The organism is Arthrobacter oryzae (assembly GCF_031454875.1).
Classification (GTDB): Bacteria; Actinomycetota; Actinomycetes; order Actinomycetales; family Micrococcaceae; genus Arthrobacter; species Arthrobacter oryzae_D.
Genome location: NZ_JAVDRQ010000005.1, coordinates 227,761 through 243,654 on the forward strand (window position 1 = coordinate 227,761; position 15,894 = coordinate 243,654).

At 63.0% G+C, this 15,894-nt stretch carries 18 protein-coding genes; 17 read left to right on the forward strand and 1 reads right to left on the reverse strand.

Annotated elements, in window-relative coordinates:
* Positions 1-125: 125 nt before the first annotated feature.
* The 4 genes from prfA to J2805_RS11025 are packed head-to-tail and all read left to right on the forward strand — an operon-like array spanning position 126 to position 3,639.
* Positions 126-1,199, forward strand: a complete 1,074-nt coding sequence (prfA, locus tag J2805_RS11010; RefSeq protein WP_309976017.1) for a peptide chain release factor 1 — start codon at positions 126-128, stop codon at positions 1,197-1,199.
* Positions 1,200-1,217: 18 nt separating this feature from the next.
* The gene (gene prmC / locus J2805_RS11015) at positions 1,218-2,105 is read left to right on the forward strand and encodes a peptide chain release factor N(5)-glutamine methyltransferase (RefSeq protein ID WP_309976019.1); all 888 of its coding nucleotides are present in this window, start codon (positions 1,218-1,220) and stop codon (positions 2,103-2,105) included.
* Positions 2,106-2,146: 41 nt separating this feature from the next.
* On the forward strand, positions 2,147-2,884 hold the full coding sequence (locus tag J2805_RS11020; protein WP_309976021.1) for an L-threonylcarbamoyladenylate synthase: 738 nt from the start codon (positions 2,147-2,149) through the stop codon (positions 2,882-2,884).
* Positions 2,881-3,639 (forward strand): WecB/TagA/CpsF family glycosyltransferase, encoded by a 759-nt coding sequence (locus J2805_RS11025; RefSeq protein WP_309976022.1) that lies wholly within the window; start codon positions 2,881-2,883, stop codon positions 3,637-3,639. The genes J2805_RS11020 and J2805_RS11025 overlap by 4 nt, the downstream gene beginning before the upstream one ends.
* Before the next feature lie 46 nt (positions 3,640-3,685).
* On the opposite strand, the gene J2805_RS11030 is transcribed toward J2805_RS11025, so the two are convergent.
* Positions 3,686-4,582, reverse strand: coding sequence for a glycosyltransferase (locus tag J2805_RS11030; protein ID WP_309976024.1), 897 nt, complete (start codon positions 4,580-4,582; stop codon positions 3,686-3,688).
* A gap of 296 nt (positions 4,583-4,878) precedes the next feature.
* Here J2805_RS11030 and J2805_RS11035 point away from each other — a divergent pair, with 296 nt between their 5' ends.
* The 13 genes from J2805_RS11035 to J2805_RS11095 all read left to right on the forward strand — a co-directional run bounded on the left by J2805_RS11035 (position 4,879) and on the right by J2805_RS11095 (position 15,869).
* Positions 4,879-6,039, forward strand: coding sequence for an MraY family glycosyltransferase (locus J2805_RS11035; protein WP_309976026.1), 1,161 nt, complete (start codon positions 4,879-4,881; stop codon positions 6,037-6,039).
* A 107-nt stretch (positions 6,040-6,146) separates the two neighbouring features.
* On the forward strand, positions 6,147-6,638 hold the full coding sequence (locus J2805_RS11040) for a hypothetical protein (RefSeq protein ID WP_309976028.1): 492 nt from the start codon (positions 6,147-6,149) through the stop codon (positions 6,636-6,638).
* Positions 6,625-6,954, forward strand: coding sequence for a hypothetical protein (locus tag J2805_RS11045; RefSeq protein WP_309976317.1), 330 nt, complete (start codon positions 6,625-6,627; stop codon positions 6,952-6,954). The genes J2805_RS11040 and J2805_RS11045 overlap by 14 nt, the downstream gene beginning before the upstream one ends.
* A gap of 91 nt (positions 6,955-7,045) precedes the next feature.
* Positions 7,046-7,846: a F0F1 ATP synthase subunit A gene (atpB, locus tag J2805_RS11050; RefSeq protein ID WP_309976030.1), complete on the forward strand. Its 801-nt coding sequence runs from the start codon at positions 7,046-7,048 to the stop codon at positions 7,844-7,846.
* Between the two features lie 80 nt (positions 7,847-7,926).
* Complete coding sequence (gene atpE, locus J2805_RS11055) at positions 7,927-8,145, forward strand: ATP synthase F0 subunit C (protein ID WP_011692451.1); 219 nt, start codon at positions 7,927-7,929, stop codon at positions 8,143-8,145.
* A 51-nt stretch (positions 8,146-8,196) separates the two neighbouring features.
* Positions 8,197-8,754, forward strand: a complete 558-nt coding sequence (locus J2805_RS11060) for a F0F1 ATP synthase subunit B (protein ID WP_309976032.1) — start codon at positions 8,197-8,199, stop codon at positions 8,752-8,754.
* Positions 8,754-9,581: a F0F1 ATP synthase subunit delta gene (locus tag J2805_RS11065; RefSeq protein ID WP_309976033.1), complete on the forward strand. Its 828-nt coding sequence runs from the start codon at positions 8,754-8,756 to the stop codon at positions 9,579-9,581. The genes J2805_RS11060 and J2805_RS11065 overlap by 1 nt, the downstream gene beginning before the upstream one ends.
* An 82-nt stretch (positions 9,582-9,663) precedes the next feature.
* The gene (atpA, locus tag J2805_RS11070; RefSeq protein ID WP_309976319.1) at positions 9,664-11,301 is read left to right on the forward strand and encodes a F0F1 ATP synthase subunit alpha; all 1,638 of its coding nucleotides are present in this window, start codon (positions 9,664-9,666) and stop codon (positions 11,299-11,301) included.
* A gap of 76 nt (positions 11,302-11,377) precedes the next feature.
* Entirely contained in the window at positions 11,378-12,271 is an 894-nt protein-coding gene (locus J2805_RS11075; protein ID WP_309976035.1) for a F0F1 ATP synthase subunit gamma, read from the forward strand.
* Between the two features lie 81 nt (positions 12,272-12,352).
* Positions 12,353-13,807, forward strand: a complete 1,455-nt coding sequence (gene atpD / locus J2805_RS11080) for a F0F1 ATP synthase subunit beta (protein WP_011692446.1) — start codon at positions 12,353-12,355, stop codon at positions 13,805-13,807.
* A gap of 1 nt (position 13,808) precedes the next feature.
* Entirely contained in the window at positions 13,809-14,093 is a 285-nt protein-coding gene (locus tag J2805_RS11085; protein WP_190989724.1) for a F0F1 ATP synthase subunit epsilon, read from the forward strand.
* A gap of 10 nt (positions 14,094-14,103) precedes the next feature.
* The gene (locus J2805_RS11090) at positions 14,104-14,535 is read left to right on the forward strand and encodes a DUF2550 domain-containing protein (protein ID WP_307046273.1); all 432 of its coding nucleotides are present in this window, start codon (positions 14,104-14,106) and stop codon (positions 14,533-14,535) included.
* A 5-nt stretch (positions 14,536-14,540) separates the two neighbouring features.
* Positions 14,541-15,869, forward strand: a complete 1,329-nt coding sequence (locus J2805_RS11095) for an alpha/beta hydrolase (RefSeq protein WP_309976039.1) — start codon at positions 14,541-14,543, stop codon at positions 15,867-15,869.
* Positions 15,870-15,894 lie beyond the last annotated feature (25 nt).

Sequence of the window (15,894 nt, forward strand, 5' to 3'; positions counted from 1 at the left end):
CGGCAGGCCCGATGCCACTCCCGGGGCGGCAAAACCGAACGGCTCTTCAGTCTGGCCGCCTTCTCGGTTTACCCACCTTCGCCGTCGCGTAACTAGACTTGAAAGAGTCGAAAGAGGTTTTGAAAATGTTTGAGTCCGTACAGGGCCTGTTGGATGAGCATGACTCTATCCAGGCGCAGCTCGGGGATCCTGCTGTTTATGCTGACCAGAAGCTTGCCCGGAAGCTCGGGCGGCGTTCTGCTCAGTTGAACGGCATTGTGGAGGCGTACCACAAGTGGCATGCCATCCAGGATGATCTTGCTGCTGCGAAGGAGATGGCTGCCGAGGATCCTGAGTTTGCTGCGGAGGTTCCTGAACTGGAAGCCGCCCTGGAGACTGCTTCGGCCAAGCTGCGGCGCCTGTTGATTCCCCGCGATCCGGACGATGCCCGCAATGTGATCCTTGAGGTCAAGGGCGGTGAAGGCGGCGATGAGGCTGCCCTGTTCGCCGGCGACCTGCTGCGCATGTACACCCGCTATGCGGAGTCCCGCGGCTGGAAGACCGAACTCATTTCCGCCACCGAATCGGACCTCGGCGGCTACAAGGACGTCCAGATGGCCGTCAAGGGCAGCTCCAACGATCCGGCCGAAGGCGTCTACGCGCGGCTCAAGTTTGAAGGCGGCGTGCACCGGGTGCAGCGCGTGCCCGTGACGGAATCGCAGGGCCGCATCCACACCTCGGCGGCCGGCGTGCTGGTACTTCCCGAAGTGGACGAGCCCGAGGAACTCGAAATCAACCAGAACGATCTCAAGATCGACGTCTACCGGTCCTCGGGACCCGGCGGACAGTCGGTTAACACCACGGACTCCGCCGTCCGCATTACCCACCTTCCCACCGGCATCGTGGTGGCCATGCAGAACGAGAAGTCCCAGCTGCAGAACCGTGAAGCCGGCATGCGCGTCCTGCGAGCCCGCATCCTGGCGCACCAGCAGGAACAGATCGACGCCGAGAACTCCGCCCAGCGGAAGTCCCAGATCCGCACCATGGACCGGTCGGAGCGGATCCGTACGTACAACTACCCGGAAAACCGGATTGCGGACCACCGCACCGGTTACAAGGCCTACAACCTTGACCAGGTCATGAACGGCGACCTTGAGCCCGTGATCCAGTCGGCGATCGAGATGGACGAACAGGCCCGCCTGGACGCCATCGGCGAATAGTCCCCGGCCGGTCCCTTGATGACACTTGGAACAGGACTGAGCCTGGCGGAAGCCGTCCGCGAAGCAACGGCACTGCTTGCCGACGCCGGAGTTCCCAGTCCGCGCGTGGACGCGGAACTGTTGGCCGACCACCTCCTTGGCGTCGGGCTGGGCCGGCTGCGCGCCATGCTCCTGGGTGATTCCCCGGAGCCGGACGGCTATGCCGAGCTGGTGGCGGAGCGCGTGCGGCGCGTCCCGCTGCAGCACATTACCGGGGTGTCCCACTTCCGCTACCTGCAGCTCGCCGTGGGTCCGGGCGTGTTCATTCCCCGCCCGGAGACCGAGTCCGTGGTCCAGCTGGTCATTGACTGGCTTGAGGACCGGAAACGGGTTCAGGGCACCGCCGACCCGAAGGTGGTGGACCTGGGCACCGGCTCCGGTGCGATTGCCGGCTCCATCGCGCATGAAGTACCCGGCGCGGAAGTCTACGCAGTGGAGTTCAGCGAATTCGCACACGCCTGGGCGTCCCGGAACCTGGCGCCTTTGGGCGTCAGGCTGGTGCGCGGGGACCTGCGCGATGCGCTGCCGGAACACAACGGAACGTTCGACGTCGTGGTTTCGAATCCGCCGTACATTCCTGCGGAAGCGGTCCCCAATGAACCCGAGGTGGCCCTGCACGACCCGCCCGAAGCCCTGTACGGCGGGGGAGCGGACGGAATGGAACTTCCGACGGCGGCGGCGGCGTCTGCTGCCCGGCTGCTGGTTCCCCGCGGCTACTTTGTGATGGAACACGCCGAAGTCCAGGCAACGTGGATCGCAGCCATGCTGAAGAAATCCGGCCGGTGGTCCGACGTGACAACACATCTGGACCTCAACGGCAAGGAGCGTGCCACCAGCGCGGTCCTCAAGGAACCGTCCGACCCGTAAACGGCACAAATGAGTGCATGAAGTGATGAAAGAATAGGCCAGTGACCACAACCTATGACTGCACGGCAGCTGACCAGCGGGCTGAAGGCCTTGAGCATGCCCAACGGGCCATCCGCGAACACAAATGCGTAGTGTTCCCGACAGACACGGTTTATGGAATCGCCGCGGACGCCTTCTCGCCGCAGGCCGTCACCATGCTGCTCGCCTCGAAGGGCCGCAGCCGGAAGATGCCGCCGCCCGTCCTGATCCCGAGGCTCAATGCCTTGGACGGGCTGGCAACCGAGGTGCCGGCAGAAGCCCGCAAGCTGGCCGAGGCCTTCTGGCCGGGCGGCCTCACCATGATTTTCCACGCGCAGCCGTCGCTGGACTGGGACCTGGGTGAAACCAAGGGCACCGTGGCGCTGCGGATGCCGGCGGATGACGTAGCGCAGGACCTGCTGACGCTGACCGGTCCCTTGGCGGTATCCTCCGCGAACCGCACCGGCCAGCCCGCCGCACGGACCGCGGCCGACGCCATGAACCAGCTCGCGGAATCGGTGGAGGTCTATCTCGAAGGCGGACTGCGGCCGGCGGGCGGCGAGGCCGCGGAGGCCCTGCCGTCCACGATCGTCGACGCCACCTCCCTCCCTCTCCGGGTGGTCCGCCAGGGCGCCCTCAGTCTGGAGCGGCTTCGCGAAATCGTCCCGGGCATCCTGGATGTTGACGGCAATGCGGCCGACACCCCGGAAGCTGAGCCGGCACCTGACCGCGAGCCGGCGGCGGGAACCGGCGCCGAATGATCATGACGCGGCAGCGCATCCCCGTCCTTGGCGTGGACGCGACACCACTTACCGTTCCTCAGATGACCGCGGCGCTGAACCGCTTTGTCGCTGAAGGCGTCACGCGCACCGTGGTGGGCCATAACCTGCACAGCGTGACCCTCTTCCATTCGGATCCGGACTTCCGCGCACTCTACGAGGACAGCGATGTTGTGCTCCTCGACGGTGCCCCGGTCCTGTGGCTGTGGGGAAGGTCGGGGGACACGGAGGGGCCGGTCATGGATTACCGTCTGGGCTCCACCGACTGGATCCCGGCGCTGGGCGATGTCGAAGGACTTGAACGGATTGCCGTGATCGGCGCCGGAGCGGAGGCCAATGCCAGGGCCGTGGCGCGCTTGGCGGAGATTGCGCCGAATGCCAAGGTCGCCGGCATGCCCGGCGAAGGCTGGAACGACGAAATTGAGGGGCAGGCTGTCGCCTGGCTGGCGGGGCTTCGCCCGCAGCTCGTGCTGATCGGCCTCGGCATGCCCCTGCAGGAGATGGTTCTCCGGCGGCAACTGGGCGCCCTTCCCCCTGCCGTGTACTGCGCAGTGGGCGGAGCGATCGAACAGATTGCCGGAATCCAGAAGCTGGCACCGCGCTGGCTCGGACGCATGGGCCTGGAATGGGCGTGGCGGCTCCTGCTGCACCCGCGCAGGGTTGCCTACCGCGTGTTCGGCGAACCATGGGTGCTTTTGGGGCTCCTGATCCGGCGACGCCTGACGTCAAACCGCTAGGACGTCCCGTCGCCGGGCCCGAGTCCAGCGGGCTGGAATGCCGGGTTTAGAACTTCTGGTCTTTCAGGGGAGCGAACCCCTTGCCACGCAGTCCGGTGGAAAATGCCCGGAACCAGTCAGCCAGGCCGCGGAAATCGCCGCGACGCAGGAAGTAGCCAAGGTAGCCGCCCACGTCCGCCACCAGGGACTTCACCCGGAAGTGGCGGCGGATCAGATACCCGCGGTTCCGGTAGTAGTAATAGCGCTTGAAGGCGGTTTCGGGAACGATGACGTGCCACCGTGCGCCGAAGACATGCTTGGTCTCGGCAAAAGCGTGCGGGTGCGTGATCGCCGTCGTCGTTACCGTGCCGAACCGGATACCCGCCTTGCGGAGCCTGATGGTGAAGTCCACCTCGTCGCCGCGGATGAAAAGCCGCATGTCCGGCAGGCCCACCTTGAAGAAAACGTCCGAACGGATGAGCGCGCCGTTGAAGAAGTGACCGTCATCGGGCAGGAAGCCGAGTTTCTCCACTTCCGCGCGGTCGTGCGTCACTTTGCCGTCGAGCCGGAAGAAAAAGGACAGCCGGTCAGGGTGTCCGGGCGCTGCCACCAGGGGGACCACGGCATCCAGTCCGCGCGACTCAGCCTCGCGGAGCAGCGTGGCGAGGCATTCCGGGTCACCGGGCTCGGCGTCGTCGTCCATCATCCAGATCCAGTCAGCGCCGCTGGCCACCGCTTTGAGGATGGCCAGGGAGAAGCCGCCGGCGCCGCCCAGATTCGCCTCGGAGCGGACATAGTCCACATTGGAGTGCTCTGCTGCCACGTCATTGGCGGGCACCGTGCCGCTGTCCACGAGGCAGATGGAACGGACGGGCGCGGTCTGCCTGTTGATGGCATTCAGCAGAACGGCGAGCTCACGGGGACGGTCAAACGTCACGGCAGCAACTGCAACCGACATGGACATTGCTGGTTCCTTTCAACACGGCCGCCGGTGGATTTCCCGCCGGCATTGGGCCGTGTGACGCGAAGCCAGCAAGCCGTTGGCATTAGTATCTTGACTAGAGTCCACTGTAATACAGCCCTGTCAGGCACTACGCACTGCCTGCCGCGCGCACGGCGACGGAGAAGTTTCATTTATCGAAAGTCAGTTCCACAGCAATCCCGCCCGAGCTATCCCAGCCGCCAGGCATTGACCCGGCCGCAGGGATCCACGCTGCCCAGGGCTGGCTCCGCTGACGGCACGGGGAAGGTGTCCTCCCCATGATCATGTACCTGCTCATGATGCTGACGGCGGCCATCGTGTCTTACGGCGCAACCTGGGGCGCACGCCTGATCGGCAACAGGCTTGAACTGTTTTCGCCGATCCGCAGCCGCGACACGCACTCGCACAAGGTCTCCAGGCTGGGAGGCCTGGGCATTTATGCGGGATTCCTGGTGGCGCTGTGTGTTGCCAGCCAGTCATTCTTCGTCAAGGACATCTTTCGCGGCAACGCCTCCCCGTGGGGAGTCCTTGCCGGCGCCACGCTGATCGTCATCGTGGGACTCGCCGACGACCTGCTGGACCTGCGGTGGTGGGTGAAGCTGATCGGGCAGAGCGCCGCAGCCATGGTGGTGGCCATCTGGGGCGTCCGGATGGCCATTGTTCCGTTCGTCCCCGAACCGATCATTCTCGAGAACGAGATTGTGAGCATAGTCCTCACCGCCGGGCTGATCGTGACCACCATGAACGCCTTCAACTTCATCGACGGCCTTGACGGGTTGGCCGCCGGTGTTGCCATCATCGGCGGCGCAGCGTTCTTCCTGACCGCCTACTGGGTGCACCGCAATTCCGACGTGCTGGACAAGTCGGATCTCGCGACGCTCCTCACAGCGGTGGTGGTGGGCAGCTGCGTGGGCTTCCTGCCGCACAACTGGTTCCCGTCAAAAATCTTCATGGGCGACTCCGGCGCCATGCTGATCGGCCTTCTCCTGGCCTCCGCGGGCATCGTGTCAACCGGCCAGATCACGTCCGGGCTCTACGACCGCGCCAACGGTATCCCGACAATCATCCCGATCCTCCTGCCGTTCGCGGTCCTGTTCCTCCCGCTGCTGGATCTTTGCCTGGCTGTGGTGCGGCGGACAGCACTGGGCCGTTCGCCGTGGTCCGCCGACCGCGGACACCTCCATCACAAGCTGATGGACATCGGTTACTCCCACCGGACCGCGGTGCTCCTGATGTACATGTGGACGTGCATCCTGGCGTTCGGCGGCTTGGCTTTTGCGATCTTCCCGTGGCAGGTGGTGCTTGCCGCCGACGTGGCGGCGGCCGCCGTCATGGCCGTGGTGACCGCGTGGCCGTACCTTCGGGACAAGGCCCCGAAACCGGGCCCCAGGTCGGTGGCAGAGTCGGAAGCCGAGGCGGAAGCGGCGGGGCAGGATTGAGCGTTGGAGTCTCTTTTCGGAATAATTTCTATCTCATGTAGAATTCGAGTGCAGCTATTCGCCGCACCCACCCTTGCCAGCGCGCAGTACACGACGATTGGGATCTCATGACCTCCAACGCCGAACCCGGACCCAGATCCGGCAACGGACCCGTTGGTGTCTCCGGCCCCACAAATTCGCTGTGGCTGCGCCTGCTGATCCTGAGCAGCGGCGCCGGGCTGGCCGGTCTTGTCCTCGCCGGGATCCCCGCTGCCATCCTCAACGGCGCCGGGGGAGTGCTGTCCAGCACTTTCGGCGGCCTCCTGGTGATGGCCTTCTTCGGCATCAGCCTCCTGGTTGGCCATTTTGTCGGCCGGAACAACCCGTCGGGCGCCATCGGGGTCTTTGTCGTTACGTACTTCGTCAAAGTCGTCGGCTTTGCCGTGGTGCTCTTTGTCTTCGGAGCGCCTGCCTGGCTCCACGACCGCTGGTTCCTGATCGGAGCCGTTGCCTGCGTCGTGTTCTGGCAGGCCGCCGAGATCTACGGTTTCAGCAAGGCCCGACTCCGCATCTATAACGACCCCGACCCCGTGAAAGACGGCCATGATGAGCAGCCGTAATTCCAAGCGAAAAAACGTGCGTCAAATCCCCAATTCCACCTCCGGTTCGCCCGGTGTATCAGCCGACGGCGGGGACGGCGGATACAACGCCGGCATCGCCGTCTTTAGCTACATAATTGGCGGAATCATCGTCTGGAGTTTGATAGGGTGGGGTCTGGATTATCTGTGGGGAACCCGCTGGATTGTGCTCGCAGGCGCTCTGCTTGGAGCTGCGGGAGGGTTCTATCTTTCTCATATGCACGGACTCACCAGTAACAGAACGTCACCTGGTGAAGACGGTGCAGCCAGCGGCCCGTCCAAGGACGAGGAACAGTAATGCCAAACAATTTCACAAGGGGAAGGGCGGACATGATGGTCGCCCCACCCTCACCAACGCCCAATGATGGACACTGCAGAGAGGAAACGCGTTGATCGCGCTTGCGCTCCCGGCCCAAGATTCAGGAGAGTTCAATCCTCCTGGAATTGAAGAAATGCACCTGCCGGCAATCCTGCCGTGGGGTGTGGCAGACGGATTCTCCAAGCAGATGCTGCTGGTTATCCTGTCGGTCGTCATTATCGCTACATTCTTTCTGCTAGCTGCGCGGAAGCAGCAGCTTGTTCCAGGCAAACTGCAGTTTGCAGGTGAGGCCGCCTACGGCTTCGTCCGCAACAGCATCGCCAAGGACATCATTGGCGGCAAGGACTTCATTAAGTACGTCCCGCTGTTGTTCAGCCTCTTCTTCTTCATCCTGGTGAACAACATCTACGGCGCCATTCCGCTGATCCAGCTCCCGAGCTTCTCGCACGTTGGCGGCGCCTATGTGCTTGCCGGCATCGTCTACTTCACCTGGATCGCCATCGGCGTCAAGAAGAACGGGCTCAAGTACTTCAAGCTGGCTACGGTTCCTTCGGGCGTGCCGGTGTACATCCTCCCGATCGTTATTCCGATCGAGATCATCTCCAACTTCCTGGTCCGGCCCGTGACGCACAGCCTCCGTCTGTTCGCCACCATGCTGGCCGGTCACCTCATCGTGATGATCGCCGGATCCGGCATCGAGTACCTCGTCATGCAGGAGAACATCCTCCTCAAGGGCACCTCCGTACTGGTGCTCGCCGGCGCCATCGCCATGTACATGCTGGAAGCGCTGATCATGGCGCTGCAGGCTTACGTTTTCACGCTGCTGACTGCCATCTACATTGAAGGCGCTCTGCACGCGGACAGCCACTAGGCTCCCACAAACTTCCCCTTCGCGGGGATGAAGCAACCCAAACAACCTGCCACACGGGTGGCATCTTGAAAGGAAGAAAAATGGAAGGCTCCATCAACGGCTCCCTCAACCTCATCGGCTACGGCCTCTCCGCTATCGGCGGTGGTATCGGTGTGGGTCTCGTGTTCGCGGCTTACATCAATGGTGTGGCACGTCAGCCGGAAGCCCAGCGCGTCCTGCAGCCGATCGCGTTCCTCGGCCTTGCGCTGACTGAAGCACTCGCCATCCTCGGCCTGGTCTTCGCTTTCGTTCTTTCTTAATCGTCAGAACTATCGAACATCCAGAACCGAGTAGATAAGGACGGGTGAAATATGAATCAGATGATCATCTCAGCCGCCACCGAAGGCGCCGAGCCGACTAATCCGCTCGTTCCCAACGTATGGGAAATGGGCGTGGTCCTGGCCGGCTTTGCTGTCCTCTTTTACATCGTGGTCAAGTTCGTTGTCCCGATGTTCGAGAAGACGTTCGCGGAGCGTGCCGAGGCTATCGAAGGTGGCATCGCCAAGGCTGAAAAGGCCCAGGCGGAGGCTTCTGCTGCACTCGAAGAGTACAAGCAGCAGCTCACCGACGCCCGGGCAGAAGCCAACCGCATCCGCGAGGAAGCCCGTGCCGAAGGCGCTCAGATCCTGGCGGACCTGAAGGAAAAGGCAGCTGCAGAGTCTGCCCGCATCACCGCCCACGCCCACGCGCAGATCGAATCCGAGCGCCAGGCGGCTGTTGTGTCGCTGCGCACGGAGGTCGGCACGCTGGCCACCACGCTGGCGAGCCGCATCGTTGGCGAGTCACTCAGCGATGACGCGCGTGCAGCCCGTGTGGTTGACCGCTTCCTGGCAGATCTGGAGAACCAGAACGCAGGTGCAGCTAAGTAATGGCAGGTGTATCGAGCGAATCGCTGACCGCGGCGCTGGTGGCGTTGGAAGCCAAGCTTCCCTTCGCTTCGCTGCAGTTGGCTAAGGAACTCTTCGGAATCCTGGGAACGGTGGACAGCTCGGCTGGCTTGCGCCGCGCCCTGACTGACCCGTCCCGCAGCGGTGACGAAAAGTCGGCGCTGGTCAGGCAGCTCTTCAGTGGGAAAGTCTCTACTGATGCTGCGGAAATCGCGAGCGGACTGGCCGGTTCACGCTGGGCCTCGGCTCGGGATATCGGCGATGCACTCGAGACTCTTGCCGCTTCGGTGGTAATTGCCGTTGCTGAGAACAGGTCTGCCGTCTCTGCCTCAGGAATCACCGGACTGGAAGCGCTGGAGAACGATCTGTTCGCCTTCAACCAGGCCGTGGATTCCAGCCACGAGGTACAGCGTGCTCTGTCCGAGCCGCAGGCGAGCCCGGCTGCAAAGACTGCCCTCGCCGAAAAGCTCGTTCCCAATGCGAGCGAGGAAGCGAAAGTCCTCATAGGACAGGCAGTTTCGCAGCCGCGCGGCCTCAAGGTGACCAACCTTGTGCGACGTTTCGCAGAACTTGCAGCCAAGCGCCAGCAGCGCTGGATCGCAACGGTCAGCGTCACCCGTCCGCTGACGGAGACGCAGATCAGCCGGCTGCAGGCAGGGCTGAACGCCCTGTACGGGCGCGAGCTCAAGATCAACATGAACGTTGACCCGGCACTGATCGGTGGCATCCGGATCCAGGTTGGTGACGAAGTGGTTGACGCTTCCGTAATCACCCGCCTGGGCCAGCTCCAGCGTCAGCTTGCCGGCTAACCGGACAAGCACAACTTAACTGATAGAAACCCCGGTCATCGTGACAACGATGATCACGAAAACAGGAGAGCAGGGACTGCAGATGGCCGAATTGACCATCAACGCCGACGACGTCCGTATTGCGTTGAACGAGTTCGCGGCGTCCTACGAACCCGGAAACGCAGAGCGCGTAGAGGTCGGCCGTGTGACCACCGCAGGTGACGGCATCGCCCGTGTTGAGGGCCTTCCCTCGGTCATGGCGAACGAGTTGCTTCGTTTCGAAGACGGCACGCTGGGCCTGGCCCAGAACCTCGACGTCCGCGAAATCGGTGTCATTATCCTCGGTGACTTCACCGGCATCGAAGAGGGCCAGGAAGTCCACCGCACCGGTCAGGTTCTGTCCGTGCCGGTCGGCGACGCCTTCCTCGGCCGCGTGGTTGACCCGCTGGGCCAGCCGATCGACGACCTCGGCGAAATCAAGGCTGAAACCACCCGTGCACTGGAACTCCAGGCGCCCGGCGTGACGCAGCGCAAGTCGGTTCACGAGCCGATGCAGACCGGTCTGAAGGCTATCGACGCCATGATCCCGATCGGCCGCGGCCAGCGTCAGCTGATCATCGGTGACCGCCAGACCGGCAAGTCGGCAATTGCCATCGACACGATCATCAACCAGAAGGCCAACTGGGCTTCCGGAGATGTCACCAAGCAGGTGCGCTGCATCTACGTGGCCATCGGCCAGAAGGCGTCCACCATCGCGGCTGTCCGCCAGACGCTCGAGGACAACGGCGCCCTGGAATACACCACCATCGTGGCTTCCCCGGCGTCCGACCCCGCAGGCTTCAAGTACCTGGCCCCCTACGCCGGTTCGGCTATCGGCCAGCACTGGATGTACGGCGGCAAGCACGTCCTCATCGTGTTTGATGACCTGTCCAAGCAGGCTGAGGCTTACCGTGCAGTGTCGCTGCTGCTCCGCCGCCCGCCGGGACGCGAAGCCTACCCGGGCGACGTCTTCTACTTGCACTCCCGCCTGCTGGAGCGTTGTGCCAAGCTCTCCGACGAGCTCGGTGCCGGTTCGATGACCGGTCTGCCGCTCATCGAGACCAAGGCGAACGACGTGTCCGCGTACATCCCGACCAACGTGATCTCCATTACCGATGGCCAGATCTTCCTGCAGTCGGACCTCTTCAACGCCAACCAGCGTCCCGCCGTCGACGTGGGTGTCTCCGTGTCCCGCGTGGGTGGTGCAGCGCAGGTCAAGTCCATGAAGAAGGTCTCCGGTACCTTGAAGCTTGAACTGGCTCAGTACCGCGACATGCAGGCATTCGCAATGTTCGCGTCGGACCTCGACGCCGCATCGCGTCAGCAGCTGACCCGTGGTGCACGCCTGATGGAACTGCTCAAGCAGGGCCAGTACTCGCCGTTCCCGGTTGAGAACCAGGTTGTGTCGATTTGGGCCGGTACCAACGGCTACTTGGACGACGTTCCGGTTGAGGACATCAACCGCTTCGAGACCGAGTTCCTGGAGCACCTGAAGCACAAGTCCTCCATCCTGACCACGCTGGCACAGACCAACGTTATGGACGATGACACTGCGGAAGCACTGAAGACCTCGATCGTGGCCTTCAAGAAGGGCTTCTTCGGCGAGGGCGACAGCTACCTGGTCGGCGCGGGGCACGAGGAGCACGCCCCCATCGACGAGCAGCAGGTCGACCAGGAAAAAATCGTCAAGCAGAAGCGCTAGTTTCGCTGGCAGGGACTGCCGGGACCCCGACGGGTTCCGGCAGTCCCGGCCACCGGGATCTTAGGAAAGGATAAGTATGGGAGCCCAGATTCGGGTCTACCGCCAGAAGATCAGCTCGACGACGTCGATGCGCAAGATCTTCAAGGCGATGGAACTGATCGCTACCTCGCGCATCGGCAAGGCCCGCGCACGCGTAGCGGCTTCACTGCCTTACGCAAACGCGATTACGCGTGCCGTTTCTGCTGTCGCAAGCCAGAGCGAAATCGACCACCCGCTGGTCACTGAGCCCGAGCAGATCCGGCGCGCCGCTGTCCTGGTCATCACCTCGGACCGCGGCCTTGCAGGTTCCTACTCGGCAAGCGTGCTCAAGCAGGCGGAAGGCCTCACCGAGCTGCTTCGAGAGGAAGGCAAGGAAGTCAAGACGTACGTTCTCGGCCGCAAGGCCCAGGCGTACTTCGACTTCCGCAACCGTCCTTACGCCAAGGTGTGGACCGGCAATACGGACGCGCCGGAGTTTGCAACCGCGCAGGAAATCGGCGCAGCACTGCTGGAGGATTTTGCCACCGCATATGAAGAGGATGGCGTGGACGAGATCCACGTTGTCTACACCCGCTTCAAGTCCATGGTGACGCAGGAACCGACGGTTATCCGTCTTCTTCCCCTCGAGGTCGTTGAAGAGCAGGCGCAGTCCGAATCGGACCTCCTGCCGCTCTACGAATTCGAGCCGGAGGCGGAGCAGGTCCTCGATGCCCTGCTGCCGCGCTACATCGAATCACGCATCTTCGCCGCAATGTTGCAGGCAGCAGCTTCCGAGCTCGCAGCCCGTCAGCGGGCGATGAAGTCCGCCGGCGACAACGCCACGGACCTCATCAAGAAGTACACGCGTCTGCGCAACACTGCCCGCCAGGCTGAAATTACGCAGGAGCTTTCCGAAATTGTGGCCGGCGCCGACGCCTTGAACGCGTCCTAGCCAGCACGGTTCCGGATCCAGCTGTACCTGCACCAAAGATAAACTTAACCCCCACGCCATCTACTGAGTGAAGTGAGAGAGATGACTGCCACCGCTACCGAACACGTAGCCGCAACGTCCGGTGCAACCGGCCGTATTGCACGTGTTATTGGCCCGGTTGTCGACGTCGAATTCCCGGCTGACGCAATCCCCTCGATTTACAACGCACTCACCACGGAGATTACTCTCAATGGTGAGACCAAGACCATCACGTTCGAGGTTGCCCTGCACCTGGGTGACAACCTCATTCGCGCCATCTCCCTGCAGGCTACCGACGGACTCGTCCGCGGCACCAACGTAGTGGACACGGGCTCGCCCATCACCGTGCCCGTCGGCGACGGCGTCAAGGGCCACATCTTCAACGTCCTCGGCAAGCCGCTGGATGTTGACGAGTCCGAGATCCAGGCGTCGGACCACTGGGCCATCCACCGCAAGGCCCCGGCCTTCGCGACCCTCGAAGGCTCCACCGAGATGCTGGAAACCGGCATCAAGGTGATCGACCTCCTCACCCCGTACATCAAGGGTGGAAAGATCGGCCTGTTCGGTGGCGCCGGTGTGGGCAAGACCGTGCTGATCCAGGAAATGATCACCCGTGTTGCCCGCAACTTCGGCGGCACCTCGGTGTTCGCCGGCGTCGGCGAGCGTACCCGTGAAGGTAACGACCTCTGGGTTGAAATGGAAGAGGCAGGCGTCCTCAAGGACACCGCCCTTGTGTTCGGCCAGATGGATGAGCCGCCGGGAACGCGTCTGCGCGTTGCACTGTCCGCACTGACCATGGCGGAGTACTTCCGCGATGTGCAGAACCAGGACGTGCTGCTCTTCATCGACAACATCTTCCGCTTCACGCAGGCAGGTTCCGAGGTTTCCACCCTTCTCGGCCGCATGCCTTCCGCCGTGGGTTACCAGCCGAACCTTGCTGACGAGATGGGCCTCCTCCAGGAGCGCATCACGTCCACCAAGGGCCACTCCATCACCTCGATGCAGGCCATCTACGTTCCCGCGGATGACTACACCGACCCGGCACCGGCCACCACCTTCGCACACCTCGACGCGACCACGGAACTTTCCCGTGAAATCGCCTCCCGTGGTCTGTACCCGGCTGTGGATCCGCTGACGTCGACTTCCCGAATCCTGGACCCCCAGTACATCGGCAAGGACCACTACAACACGGCTGTCCGTGTGAAGCAGATCCTGCAGAAGAACAAGGAACTCCAGGACATCATCGCCATCCTCGGTGTTGACGAACTGTCGGAAGAGGACAAGATCGTCGTGTCGCGTGCACGCCGCATCCAGCAGTTCCTCTCCCAGAACACCTACACCGCCAAGCAGTTCACCGGCGTGGAAGGCTCCACCGTTTCCATCAAGGACACGGTTGAGGGCTTCACCGCCATCTGCGACGGCGAGCTCGACCACGTTGCAGAGCAGGCGTTCTTCAACGTCGGTGGCCTCGATGACGTTGAGCGCCAGTGGGCCAAGATCCAGGAACAGACCAAGTAATATGGCTGAGCTTGAGGTTGAGATTGTCGCAGCGGATCACTTCGTGTGGTCCGGAGCGGCCAAGATGGTCAAGGCCCGCACCAGCGATGGTGAAATCGGAATCCTGCCCGGCCACTCGCCCCTGCTGGCGATTCTGGCCGAAGGTGAGCTGGCCATTGAGCCTGTTTCCGGTGACCGCATTGCTGTAGTGGTCGACGGCGGATTCTTCTCCGTCGACAACAACAGGGTCGTCATTGTTGCTGACAACGCCCAATTGGGTGACGCGGCTACTGCGGGGATCCGCTAGCACTACCTTGATGAACGATCCCGGTTTTCCGTTCATCGCGTTGGCAACCGCCTTTGCGTTGCTGATTTTTGCACTGTGCCTGTCCGGGGTACGCCGCTTTAACCTGCGGCGTGCCCTGGGCACAGTGGACGCCTCCATTTGCACGGCTGGAAAAAGCTGGCAGATGGGGGTTTGTCGTTATCAGGACAACGACCTTGAGTGGTTCAAGCTGCTCTCGCTGAGTGTCCGCCCCAAATACACTTTCCGCCGCAGTTCGCTGGAACTCGTGGGGCGCCGCAAGCCCACCGAGGCGGAACTCGTCAAGGTGCAGCCTGATTCCGTTATCGTGGAGCTTCACTATGAGGGTCAGGAAGTTCTGCTGGCTATGAAGTTTGACGCCTACACGGGCCTGTCATCGTGGCTGGAGGCCGGCCCGGTCATCGGTGTCGGCACCTGGCGCTAACGCCAGTGGACTTCATATCTGACATTCACCTGACCGACGGACCTGTGCTCTGGATTGCCTGGGCCGCCGGAGCCGCCGGGTTCGGCTGGCTGTTGTGGTCCCGCGGACGCCGCTGGATCCTGAGCGCAGCCGCTGCCCTCCTGCTGTCCGTCGGGGTTGTGGCCGCGGTGCACTGGCTGCTCATTTATGCATTTTCAACCCTGCCCGAAGAACTCCCGCGCGAGGTGCTCGCATGGTTTGTGGCAGTGGTCTTTGCCCTGTTCCTCTGGGCGCTCCGGCTCTGGAGGCTCCGCCGGCCATCCCCTCAAGCGGGGCGCGGTGCGTGGCGGGGGAGGACTGCCGTGACAGCTGCCATGCTCGGAGTGTTCCTGCTCGCCGCCGTCCAGATCAATGCCTACTTTGGCCTCAACCACACGGTCAGTGACGTTATGGGCACGGCGGTGGCCAGGATCCAGCCGCTCGAATCCGCGTTAAAGCGCCAGCCCGCGGCAGCACCCCCCATCTCCCTGGGAGACTGGCGGGCACCGGACGGAATGCCCTCGGGCGGAGTGCTGCGCAAGGCGGAGATCCCCGGCTCCGTGTCGGGCTTCAGCAGCCGCGAGGCATACGTCTATCTGCCTCCCGCTTACCAGGCCACACCCCGCCCTGCCCTTCCCGTCCTTGTCCTCTTTTCCGGTCAGCCCGGCGGTCCGTCGGACTGGCTCACTGGAGGGGCCCTGCGCAGCCGGATGGATCGGTTCGCAGCGGAGCACGACGGTGTTGCGCCCGTCATCGTTGTGGTGGACCCGAACGGTTCGGCGTCGGCCAATACACTGTGCATGGACAGCCGCATCGCCCGGGCCGACACATTCCTGTCCCGGGACGTGCCGCAGTGGATTGAACAGAACCTGGACGTTGATGCGGACCACGGCAGGTGGGCCGCCGGGGGATTCTCCTTCGGAGCGACGTGTGCACTGCAGATGGGAACCCGGCATCCGGACGTCTACGCCTCTGTCCTCGCCTTTTCCAGCGAGCGTGAACCGGCGCTTGCCAAGGAGCGGCACAAGACAGTTGAGGCGGCGTTCGGCGGCGACGTGGCGGCCTTTGATGCGCAGACTCCCTTGAACATCATGCGAAAGACGCGCTTCGATGGCCATGCCGTGTACTTCGGTGCCGGTTCCAGGGATCCCGAGTTCATCGCCTATATGGAGGAACTTTCCGGTGCCGCGCGACAGGCCGGCTTCACCGTCCAGGCCCAGCCGGTGGCCAACACGGGTCATTCCTGGGAGGCGGCTTCCAACGGTCTTCCTGCTGCCCTTAACTTCATGGCGGAGCGGTGGGGAATCCTGCCGTGACGAACGAGCGAGTGGCAAGCCGGCC